General features: G+C 49.9%; 11 protein-coding genes. 3 read left to right on the forward strand and 8 right to left on the reverse strand.

Features of this window, described 5'->3' with window-relative positions:
• Positions 1-96 precede the first annotated feature (96 nt).
• From AB5Y89_RS17305 to flaA, 7 genes are all read right to left on the reverse strand, one after another.
• On the reverse strand, positions 97-2,208 hold the full coding sequence (locus AB5Y89_RS17305) for a 6-hydroxymethylpterin diphosphokinase MptE-like protein (protein WP_323950805.1): 2,112 nt from the start codon (positions 2,206-2,208) through the stop codon (positions 97-99).
• Positions 2,209-2,221: 13 nt separating this feature from the next.
• A complete protein-coding gene (locus AB5Y89_RS17310) occupies positions 2,222-2,515 on the reverse strand; it encodes a hypothetical protein (RefSeq protein ID WP_323950804.1) in 294 nt (97 codons plus the stop codon).
• On the reverse strand, positions 2,512-2,925 hold the full coding sequence (fliS, locus tag AB5Y89_RS17315; RefSeq protein WP_322131089.1) for a flagellar export chaperone FliS: 414 nt from the start codon (positions 2,923-2,925) through the stop codon (positions 2,512-2,514). The genes AB5Y89_RS17310 and fliS overlap by 4 nt, the downstream gene beginning before the upstream one ends.
• A gap of 37 nt (positions 2,926-2,962) precedes the next feature.
• Positions 2,963-4,351, reverse strand: coding sequence for a flagellar filament capping protein FliD (gene fliD / locus AB5Y89_RS17320; protein WP_323911734.1), 1,389 nt, complete (start codon positions 4,349-4,351; stop codon positions 2,963-2,965).
• A gap of 30 nt (positions 4,352-4,381) precedes the next feature.
• On the reverse strand, positions 4,382-4,798 hold the full coding sequence (locus tag AB5Y89_RS17325; RefSeq protein WP_319891756.1) for a flagellar protein FlaG: 417 nt from the start codon (positions 4,796-4,798) through the stop codon (positions 4,382-4,384).
• Positions 4,799-4,830: 32 nt separating this feature from the next.
• Complete coding sequence (gene flaB, locus AB5Y89_RS17330) at positions 4,831-5,760, reverse strand: flagellin B (RefSeq protein WP_319891755.1); 930 nt, start codon at positions 5,758-5,760, stop codon at positions 4,831-4,833.
• Positions 5,761-6,382: 622 nt separating this feature from the next.
• Complete coding sequence (gene flaA, locus AB5Y89_RS17335) at positions 6,383-7,315, reverse strand: flagellin A (protein WP_323950801.1); 933 nt, start codon at positions 7,313-7,315, stop codon at positions 6,383-6,385.
• Positions 7,316-7,697: 382 nt separating this feature from the next.
• Between flaA and AB5Y89_RS17340 the strand changes: the two genes are divergently transcribed.
• The gene (locus AB5Y89_RS17340; protein WP_039038658.1) at positions 7,698-8,330 is read left to right on the forward strand and encodes a trimeric intracellular cation channel family protein; all 633 of its coding nucleotides are present in this window, start codon (positions 7,698-7,700) and stop codon (positions 8,328-8,330) included.
• A gap of 101 nt (positions 8,331-8,431) precedes the next feature.
• The gene (locus AB5Y89_RS17345; RefSeq protein WP_039038657.1) at positions 8,432-8,824 is read left to right on the forward strand and encodes a hypothetical protein; all 393 of its coding nucleotides are present in this window, start codon (positions 8,432-8,434) and stop codon (positions 8,822-8,824) included.
• Between the two features lie 75 nt (positions 8,825-8,899).
• On the opposite strand, the gene thiI is transcribed toward AB5Y89_RS17345, so the two are convergent.
• Complete coding sequence (thiI, locus tag AB5Y89_RS17350) at positions 8,900-10,348, reverse strand: tRNA uracil 4-sulfurtransferase ThiI (protein WP_010674285.1); 1,449 nt, start codon at positions 10,346-10,348, stop codon at positions 8,900-8,902.
• 164 nt (positions 10,349-10,512) lie between these two features.
• On the opposite strand from thiI, the gene AB5Y89_RS17355 reads away from it, so the two are divergent.
• Positions 10,513-11,472 (forward strand): hypothetical protein, encoded by a 960-nt coding sequence (locus AB5Y89_RS17355; protein ID WP_151027606.1) that lies wholly within the window; start codon positions 10,513-10,515, stop codon positions 11,470-11,472.
• Positions 11,473-11,505 lie beyond the last annotated feature (33 nt).

Here is an 11,505-nt window from a genome sequence, read left to right on the forward strand (position 1 = left end):
CACGCCGAACGTCACGAAAGAAATTGAAATATATTTATATTATACAGATTCATTTTGTATATATAAAAAGCACATTGACTATTGTGTGCAAAACAATCAACTTTTACTAATCGCATTCTTTCTATATAAATGGACAATCTCACAATCTGACTCATCAACAAAGTTTAGAGCTTCGGGATATGTGGATTTCATTGTTTTGAAAAACTCTACCATAATATCGATAGCAGGCTTGACTATCTTCTCACCCATACCATCATCCTCAAATGAATACATGATAGTATTGATAAATGAGAAAAAATAATTTATTGATCCTACGAGAACCCTATGGATATGATGTTGGCGAGTTTCTGATATGTAAGTAAGGTATTCGAAATGCTTTTGCATTAATTCAGATATATCATCACGCCCAGTTCCTACTGCATTCCAATCGGATATGAACTTATCCATGATTTCATCAAAAAAATCATATGCCATAAGGAGTTCTATATCGTTTCTTTTAATATCTAAAACAGAGAAAAATTCATTATAAATATTGCTAGTCAATTTATTCTTATCAACTACCACACCACTATTGACGGCGAAATCATTAATGTGTAGCGGAACCGTGCCTTCGATCGCTGCACCATCACTACAATTGTAACAAGTTACATCTTTATTTGACCTTAACAAGGACTCCATAGACTTTATGGAAACACAGAAAAGTCGATTCGCAGTGACAGAACCTCCAAAGTTACCAGGTATTATATGACTACCACTTTGAGTCACCAGTTTTGTTAGTTTCTCAATCGGGTGACCGTGTTCATCATAGTAAGCACTATGCTTGGAGTGATGGTGTGAAGATTCTTTATATCCATTGTCAATACCACACAAAAATATCTCTTTAAACCCTAATGTAATTGCATAGCTTAACCCAGTATTGCCAACTAATGGATTAACCCCATTTAAATGATGAAAATTATTTATTTCATCATAGTTTCTTGCTAAAAGAGAATACATTGGCTCATGGGGCTTAAATCCTACAGCCATCCGATTGAAATGTTTCTTACATTCCGGGTGAATAATATCTACACTAAGAAACAATATATCACGCAAATACTCTTCGTCATTTAGCAAGGATAAAAAATCAGCTGAACTTTTTGTTCTTTCGACAGCGAGCAAGACATCTGGTTTTATACCAGCTTTATGTAAAGCTGTAATGCTACTGCCACATGCAAATATAAAGAACCGCCCCTGATTTTCCTGAATAAAGGAGAGTGAATCATCTAAAGAAGGCCCATTCCCAACAATCAATGCAGGCAAGCCTTCATTAAACCGCGAGACGTCTTTATTTTTCAATAAGAAGGGAACCTTATTTTCAATGTTTTTTGCACTATGGGCTATAGCAAATAGATTATCATCGAAGAAGCCCCAACCAGACTTAAGAAGATAAAATTCTTTTTTTATTCTATCGGTCAAAGAGAATATTTTCTCCGAAGGATAGTGCCAAAAGCCAAATAGACTGGAAATCCAAAATGCACCTCGCTTATGTAAAACGGGTAACAAATCCTCCATCAAGCTATCTTCATCTTGTCCCAAAAATAAATGAAGACTCAATTTCTCCTCATTTAGATGCTGAAGCAAAGAATACCAGTCAAATGCAAACAATGATGCATAAAAAAGATCAAGATCTGGCTCAAAAACAAATAAATTTTTAACGCTGCATCTTTCATAGAGGTAGGATAATGGGTATCCCAGTCCAATCCCGAACATCATTACCATTGGGACATGGGCTGGAATTGTGGTTAGTTTTTCAAGTGAGCGTTCAGATTTCTTGTACAGTTCACATAGTTTATTTAAATATTGAACATGCGCTTGATTGAATAAATCATTTTCCACACTAAAGGAAAATTTATCTATCTTCGAACGGCATAAAATTTGTTCTATTTGTGCCTCTGAGTATTCGTAGGGATTATCGCCATAAAAAGAAACTTCATTGTCGAGCCACAATATATTAGGTATTCCATTCTCATTGCAAAAGAAACGAAATGGACGAGCGGGGTTATAATCCTTGAACTTTTCATAAACAGAGGGAATGAAATTCTGAAATGCAGCCATATTCCTATCAAAACGAACAGGGAGTACATCAATCATAGCCTGCTCTTGTTCTTTCTGTTGTTGCAAACGCATGATTTCATTTTCGATATGCTGAATATCTTTATCCATATCCATGAAGCAGTCCTATCTATCTTGAATGTACTTTATAAAGTTGAGTAGCTTTGTCCGCAATGACTATATCGTGTAACTGGCGCTGTAATTCGACTTTTTTTTTAGAAACAATTACCATAAGCTCTTTATTTTCATCGAATATATCTTTGGCAGCATCAATCAAGTCCGTAGAATAATTATTCTCCAGTACAATTTGTTGTAACAAGATCAACTGCTCATCCATTACTTGATGAGCAAGTTCCAAATTATCTTCGGTAATGGCCAACTCAAGTCTGAGTACAGACTCTCTCAAAGCTTCTGCGTGTGTCATACACTTGCCTGTTGACTTAGTGCCTGGATTCTGTCTTCTACTGGTATGGAGTCCCATCCGCTCTTTATTGTCAACATGAGTTGACCGACTTCCTCCAGAGGTGCAACAGCCATATTAAGGCCTGCATCCAACAAACGCTGCTTCATATAGTCATAAAGCGCAAATAAATCTTCAGGTACTTTACCGTATGAGAGGTCCAAGGCATCCTGTAATCCATTGATCAATGCCATGCATTTTGAAATGGCTATAGATTTACCTTCAAAATCCTTACGCTCTATTGCCCCTTTCGCTTGGGCAAGACGCTCAATACATCCTTGCATCATCAATTGAATAACACGATAAGGATCAGCCACAGCCATTTCGGCTTGAAGGTTCTGGGTTGTGTAAGCTTTAATATGCTTGCGATACATGATATCTCCTCCTCACTCGGAATCGCCAAAATACAAATCAAGATGATGAGTTTGAGGTATTAATAAGGCTCAAGTAAGATGCTGACTGGTTCATTTTGGCAAGTAGAGTATCAAGGCCACCATAACGAGCACGTAAACTAGCCTCATACTTCACTAATTGTGCTGATGCATCTGACTCTTTCTGTGCCAAGGCACGTAAATCTGTATTAAGGGAATCTTCTCGTTGAGCAAGCAATCCACCTGTTTTCGAATAATCTTCGAGGGATGTAGCCAGTTGACCAGCAACCCCTTTCTCACCACCGAAAATGGCTACTACCTGCTCAAAATTTTTATCTAACGCCTCATCAAACTTCTCGCTATCAAGAGAGAGTACTCCCTTGTTGTCCATCTTTATCCCAAGCTGGAAAATAGTATCGAATACGTTCGAATTCTCAGACGGGGTGATAAGGATACTACTCATCTGATTTATCACACTACGTGTTACTGAATCCCCGGCCAAGGCCCCACCATCATCCTGGCTTTCACCTGCCACTATGCTGTTACGCTTCCCTAATCCGTCAGCCTTACTCACCAAGGTGTTGTAACCATCGATGAAGCTTTTGATCATGGATTTGATGCCATCTTTATCCGTGGTGACATCAACCTTGTTTGACTTTGCATTACCATCAGTGTCTTTGTCTGACTCACGCAGCACGGTGACCTTTAGCCCCATGATAGTGCCATCAAAAGTATTGGTATCACTGCTGAGCACGCTACCATCAACGGTTATTTCTGCATTACTGGCACTTTGGGTTTTGGTGAGAGAGGAAGCAAAACTGCTCACGCCTGCAGTACTACCCGTAATCAGTAGATCTTTTCCGGCACCACTGACTCCTGAATCCATTACCAGCTTGGCCTTGCCATCCGCTGTATTGATAATATTCGCAGTCAATCCAAAATTATCGCCATTATTATTGATTTTCTTTCGAATAGTTTGCAGCGAATCACCAGCTTTGACTTCTACATTGAACTTTTTGTCCCCTGCGGTAAAAGTCAGAGTACCGTCTTCCGTTGCAAGCGCTGTGGTCGAACTGTCAAAAGTCCCTTCAAATTTGCTGGTTGTCGCCAATTTATTGACAGTGATATTGTACTGGCCATTTGATGCACCAGCCTTGCTCTCCACTTTGAGAATGGGGTTGTCTTTATCTTGAGTAATATTGACGGCTCGCTTGTTGAATGCATCCGTCTTCGCCATATCTTTGAGGGTCGTGACATAGGAGGCAATCGCAGATTTCAATTGGCCCACCCCGGAGAGCGTGATCTGGGCATTGGTCTTCTTGGTCGTGATTGGCTGCTGAAGCTGTGCCTTTCTGGCATTCAAACTGGCAGAGATCACACTCTCCAGATCGATACCGGACCCTGCGCCAGCAGATGTTATCGTTGCCATTGTCTGTTCTCCTCACTAGTCATTAACAGCTCATATCTCACTATCAAACAACAAACCGACTCTGGGATTGGCGCCAGCCTCACCTTGCACCAAAGCCTGGATCCGCTTGTTGATAGCAATGAGTTCTTCGCTGGGGATCTGACGGATCACCGTCCTGGTATCGGCATCAACTAACTTGATCACCACTTGCTCCAGCTCCTTCTCCATACTGAAATTTACAGTCCACCCCTGTTGTTGAACAAACTCTTGCAAGTTTTGTACCTGCTTGGCAAGTTCTGTCGCACTTTGCGGTATTGGGTGAGCACTCTCATCTTTTTCCTGCTGCCCGCCGTTTCTTGCCTCCTCAGCCGTACCAGAAAGTAATTGAGCGGCCACTTGGCCGCTCTTGTCACTTAGCTGTACGGAAGCACCACTGGCAGATGACAGATTTGCGAGTTCAGTTGTCATCTCTTCTCTCCCATCTCAATCCAGCTACATGCTTAGCCAAGCAAGGACAGCGCAGACTGCGGCCGTTGGTTAGCTTGTGCCAGGATGCTGGATGCAGCCTGTTGCAGAATATTCTGCTTGGTCATGTTGGCGGTCTCGGTCGCGAAGTCCGCATCACGAATACGGGAGCGTGCGGCACTCAGGTTTTCAGAGATATTGGACTGGTTGCGGATAGTGGAATCAAAGCGGTTTTGTACTGCCCCCAATTCAGCCCGTTTGCTGTCTACCACCTGGATCATCTTGTCCAGGTTGGCAAACGCCAGTTGCGCATTGGAATCGGTTGAACCAGAAATGTCGCTTATGGTGGACCAGGTCACAGCTGTCGATGCTGACGTCACAACCCAAGCATCTGCTGTAGTACTGGCAGCACTGTTTGTAGCAGCCGCAATGGTTGCACTCCCTTTGGTCGCACTGGCAATACCGGACATGGTAAAAGCCGTAGTCATCTTGAAGGAAATGGTCTGGCCAGCATCAGCGCCGACTTGGAAAGCGCCTTTGTAGTTACCATCCAGTAACTTCTGCCCCCCAAAAGTGGTATCGCCTGCAATTCGGTTGATTTCTGTGGTCAGCTGCTTGTACTCGGCCTGCAACGCATCCCTGTCATCTTTGTTATTGGAACCATTCGAAGACTGCTGAGCCAAAGTCCGCATCCGTTGCAACATGGAAGTTACTTCATCCATTGCCCCCTCGGCAGTCTGGGCGACAGAGATACCATCGTTGGCGTTGCGGTTACCCTGATCCAGACCATTGACCTGGGAAGTCAAACGGTTGGAGATTTGCAGACCCGCAGCATCGTCCTTGGCGCTGTTGATACGCAAGCCGGAGGCCAGACGAGTATAGGAAGTATCCAGCGATTTGTTGGTGTTCATCAAGTTACGCTGAGCGTTCAGTGATGAAGTGTTGGTATTGATATACATGGCCATAAAAATTATCTCCTGATGAACAAGAAACTGCGGGCTCTGTTTGCATCTATACAGCCAGGGACCCACCGTTCAGACGGACAGATTGAACGGTCTGTACCATCTGGCGGGTCCTCTGTTTGAACAGACACAGGACCCGCAGTTGCGCAAATGCTGGATTTCCGAACACCCCTCAATTTGCTTCACACTCTGTAACGGCATCTCTACCAGAAGCTTTAGGAAATTTATTGCCGCTTTCACCGGTAAAGAGGCAAGCGCTCTCCGCTTGCGATGAGAACGACAGAGCACAGCTCCTATCCCTCCGCTAACTACCTTACCTATTGGCAGAGCATTTCAAGCACATTAAGTTGGCACATTTTGTGCTGTGTGTTATGTGACGTCGCTTTTCCGACGCCCATAAAAAAGGCCGACAATGTCGGCCAAAGAAGAGCTTACGCTCAGGAGAACAACCTCGAGAGTGACAGAGTGAACGATCTGCGCAACACTCGAGGGGTATACCAATAAGAGAACTTCTCTTTCGATAGAACAAGGCGTAAATCCGAACACCCCATTGTTCCATCTTGTTTACCAGGGCGGCCTGAACAACCGCCCTTTTCTTTTCTTACACTTTCTACACTGAGTCGGCTTAGCCTTGCAGCAGAGAAAGAGCAGACTGCGGGCGCTGATTGGCCTGGGACAAGATACTGGAAGCCGCCTGTTGCAGAATGTTCTGCTTGGTCATGTTGGCGGTCTCGGTTGCAAAATCTGCGTCGCGGATACGGGAGCGAGCGGCAGAGACGTTTTCCGAGATATTGGCCTGGTTGCGAATGGTGGAATCAAACCGGTTCTGTACAGCACCCAGCTCCGCCCGCTTGCTATCCACCACCTGAATCATCTTGTCCAGATTGGCAAAAGCCAGCTGAGCATTAGAGTCTGTTGAACCAGATATGTCGCTTATAGTGGACCAAGTCACTGCTGTTGATGCAGCTGTCACAACCCAAGCATCAGCCGTTGTACTCGCAGCAGAATTTGTTGCTGCAGCTACTGTAGCACTCCCTTTTGTGGCACTGGCAATACCAGACATCGTAAAAGCAGTGGTCATTTTGAAGGAGATGGTCTGACCTGCATCTGCGCCAACCTGGAAGGTACCTTTGTATCCACCAGCCAACAGTTTCTGACCACCGAAAGTGGTATCGTTGGCAACACGGTTGATCTCGGTAGAAAGCTGCTTGTATTCAGCCTGCAGAGCATCTCTGTCATCTTTGTTATTAGAGCCATTGGCTGACTGCTGAGCCAGTGTCCGCATCCGTTGCAACATGGAGGTCACTTCATCCATGGCACCTTCCGCAGTCTGAGCGACCGAGATGCCGTCGTTGGCGTTGCGGTTGCCCTGGTCCAGACCATTGATCTGGGAGGTCAGACGGTTGGAAATCTGCAGACCTGCCGCATCGTCCTTGGCGCTGTTGATGCGCAGGCCGGAGGCCAGACGGGTGTAGGAGGTATCCAGGGATTTGGTGCTGTTCATCATGTTACGCTGAGCGTTGAGCGATGAAACGTTGGTATTGATATACAGACTCATGATTTTTCTCCTAAGCTATTAAAATTTAACTTTAATTCACTCAGGCTTTATTGTGTTTTGTGCCTGATATGTTTAGTTAACGGCGCCTTTTCACAAGACTTTAATTTCTTTTTTCTGCCTTTATGGCAGTAATCGCCGCCTAACCTATATATCGGCCTCTATTCCCTTCCCTTGAGAAAAAAATCGGGATTTTTTGTCACCTGACAGCCCGCCCCCCGGGCCATAGTGGCCACAGCCCGCATCAGACAAGGCGGGAGCGTGATCTTCACCCAGCCTTCAGAAACCGGCGCTGGCTCCCACTTTTGCACGCCAGCATTGCTCATCCCCACACCTTGCCCCTAAAATCGCCGCCCCATCATCTATTGGACGTGAGTTGTTCTCCATGCAGACACTGGTTGAGCAGATTGTTTACATCAGCGACATGTTTGGTACTGCGGTATTCGCGTTTTCGGGCGTACTGGTGGCCGGCCGTCTCAGGATGGACGGTTTCGGTGTCATGGTGCTGGCGGCAGTCACCGCCATCGGGGGTGGCACCATCCGCGACATGATCCTGGGGGCAACCCCCGTCTTTTGGGTGCGCGACCCCCTCTATATCTGGGTGGTCATTGCCACGGCGCTCATCGGCATGTGGATGGTCAAACTGCCCCGTCGCATGCCCTGGTATGTGCTGCCGGTGGCAGACGCCTTCGGGTTGGCGCTCTTTACCGTGATCGGTGCCCAGAAGGCCCTCAATTTCGGCACACCCGGGCTCATTGCGGTGATCATGGGCACCATGACGGGGGTTGCGGGCGGCATGATCCGTGACGTGCTGGCCCGGGAGGTGCCCATGGTGCTGCAAAAGGAGATCTACGCCACCGCCTGCATTCTGGGCGGCATCCTCTATACCTTGTCGCTGGAGGTCGGGGTAGACAGGGTCAGCGCCATGCTCATCAGCATGCTCGGGGTGTTTGGTCTGCGGGTAGCGGCCATCTACTGGCACCTCTCCCTGCCCACCTTCTCGCTGCAGCGCAACTGAGAAGTCTCAGAGTGGGCGAGATCCCATCCCGGCAGGGACAAGATTGAACCAAGCCGGCTTTTCTGTTGTCATACAGGGGTCGTTTCAAGCCGGAAAACCTCATGCAAAAACTTGGGCTCATTACCACACTTGTTCTGATGATGGTGGCAGCGGCTCATGCGGGGGCACAGGCCCTGTTCGGGCGTCTGGCATCCACCCCGGTGCAGCAGTTCAACCAGCAGATCCGTCAGGCGAGCAGCAGTCAGCAAGGCTGGGTCAACGACTATCGCGAAGTGGCTCGCCGCTTCGTCGGCCATAAAGATGTACCCACCCGTATCCATGCTCAACAGCTGGACAACGATCTGGTGCTCTCGGTGGCCCTTGATGGCCAGCGTAGCGACATGCTCTACATCCTGACCCTGTTTCGCAGCAACAACCTGTGGCAGATGCGTCAGGCCGAGATGGGCTGGCGCTGTCAGGGTCAGGAAACCTTCACCCCGGTCCCCTGCCCCTGAGCATCTACCTTCATCCGAGTGAAATAAAAAATCCGGCGCCTTGGCCGGATTTTTTATACGCGTCTTGCCGTCACATCACGGACGGTAGACCTTGACGTTGGCAAAGCCCTTCTCTTTCAGGTAAAGCGCCTGCAGCTTGCTCATCACGCCGCGATCGCAATAGAGCAGGTAGGTCTTCTCTTTCGGCAGATCACCAAAGGCGGTGGCCAGCTTGAAGAAGGGGATATGCATGATCTCGCGCCCTTCCACCACCAACGGCTTGTCGTCATGCTCCTCCATGGAGCGAATGTCCAGGATCACCTCGTCGTCACCGCTCTCGGCGGTGGTCTCCACCTCCTGCACCTCGGCGGCGGTCTCTTCACCGATGCGACGAATGTCGAGGTAACGGGCCTCGGCCACCACCTTGTCCAGAATGGCAAAGTCGAAGTTCTCCTCTTCCGCCTCGATGCGGGAGAGCTCGGCCTTCACGGTCGGCTTCTTGGAAATCACGCCGCAATACTCCGGCATGGTCTCCGCGAACTCCAGGGTGCCGATGCGGCGGGCTTCGCTGATGATGTCCGGCTTGTCCCAGGTGATGAGCGGGCGCAGGATCACCTTGTCGGTCACCCGGTCGATGACGTTCAGATTGGTGAGGGTCTGGCTGGAAACCTGGCCAACGCACTCGCCGGTCACCAGGGCCGGGATCTGGAACTCGTCGGCCACCTTGGCAGCGGCACGCATCATCATCCGCTTGAGCACCACCCCCATCTGGCCGTTGTCGATCTTCTCGAGGATCTCGGCCACCACGGGCTCGAAGTCTACCGCGGTGAAGCGCACCCGGTGGGAGGAGCCGAAACGGTTCCACAGGTGATAGGCCACCTGCTTGACGCCGATCTCGTGAGCAGCCCCACCCAGATTGAAGAAGCAGTAGTGCACCCGGCAGCCGCGCTTGATGAACTGGAAGGAGGCGACACCCGAGTCAAACCCGCCGGAGAGCAAGCTCAGCACATCTTCCTGGGTGGCGATGGGCATGCCGCTCAGCCCCTGGTGGATGGCGCTGACGATGAAAAGCTCCTCGCCATCGATCTCGAGGTTGATCTTCACATCCGGGTTCTTGAGGCGCACGCCGTTGCTCACGCAGTGCTGGTTCAAACCACCGCCCACGTAGCGCTCCACTTCGAGGGAGGAGAACTCGTGCTTGCCGTGGCGCTTGGCACGCACGCAGAAGGTCTTGCCCTCGAGCTGATCACCCCAGACGGCTTTCACCTGCTCGAAGATGTCGTGCAGGTCGGTAAACTTGCTGGCCTGCACCTCGAGGAAGGCCTGAATGCCGGGGATGCAGGCCAGGGCTTCGATGGCTTGCTCGCGGAACTGGTCATTGCGGGAGCTCACGATCAGCTTGTCCCAATCCATCCGCACCCGGGCATCGTCGTCAAAGCGGCGCAGGACATTGCGGATATTGCCCTGCAGGATCTTGATGAAGCGCTGGCGAACCGACTTGCTCTTGATGGTGATTTCAGGGAACAGCTTGATAATGAACTTCATGGTAATGACTCGGGTGGCCTTGATTTAAGGGCGCGAATTATATCAGAACTTTGTGAGCAGCGCCTACTGCATGAGCGGCCGCTCACATTCCCCCACGCAAAGTTTGCCGCATCCGGGCAATCATGCGTATATTCCCACCCCTGCATCCTGGCAACACAGCATCCATGAAAACCCATATCTACTACCCCGGCATGGAGGTACGCGACGAGCTCTGGCTCAAGTTTGCCCTGCTCTATCTGGAGCGGCTCGCCTTCGTCTTCACCGTCAGTGAGAAGAGCGGTCTCACCGCCCTGCTGGAGACCCTGCGCCAGCAAACCGACCTGCTGGCCGAGCCGCCACAACCCGCCTTCTTCGCCCATATCACGCCCCAGGTCGAGAGCCAGATTGCCGGCCTGGTCGCCCCCGATTTTGTCCGCCACAAAGTGTTTGGCAACAGAGAGCTCATCGCCCGCTGGCGTTCAGCCGCCAACCACGACTGTTTCTGCCCGGCTCAGGCGGGACTGGAGCGGCTGCACGGGTTTTGTCTGACCCACGGCTTTGCGACGCAGGATGAAGGGGGGATCAGAATGGCGCGCCGCTTTGCCAACCTGCTCTCCATGCGCCTCGCCCGTGAGTGGGCACTCGCCAATGACGGTGCGCTTATTACCGATCACGACTATCTCGACCGCCTGCTTCACCTGCTCGAATCCCGCTACCACAATCGCGGCGGTCAGGATTGCTTCCACCTCGAGATCCCGCTGCAAGTGCCCACTCACCTGGCCGACATCCCGTTTGCAGAGCTCATTGCCCTGCGGGGGCGAAGCGGCTTTCGTCAGCAGCTCGCCGAGTTCCATCAGGCCCTCGATGCCCTGCTCGCCATGCTGGGCAGCGGCTACGCCGAACCCGCCGTGTTGACCCGCTTCGAGCAGGCCCAGCAGGGGTTCACACCCTTGCTGGGACCCGAGACCGTCACCCTGCCGCTCACCACGCTCGTCAGTACTGGCTTACCGGCCATGGCGATGCTCCACCACCTCAAGGGGAGTCACCCACAGAGCGACCTGGTATTTCATCCCATCAAGAAGAGCCACTTCCACCAGCGCAAGAGCCGGCATTTCTTCACCCGGCTGGGGCAGGTCAAGCCCTGACTCCCCGCCTCTGCCGGGGAATCGACAATCAAC

It is taken from the genome of Aeromonas sp. s4, assembly GCF_040907855.1.
Lineage (GTDB): Bacteria > Pseudomonadota > Gammaproteobacteria > Enterobacterales > Aeromonadaceae > Aeromonas > Aeromonas caviae.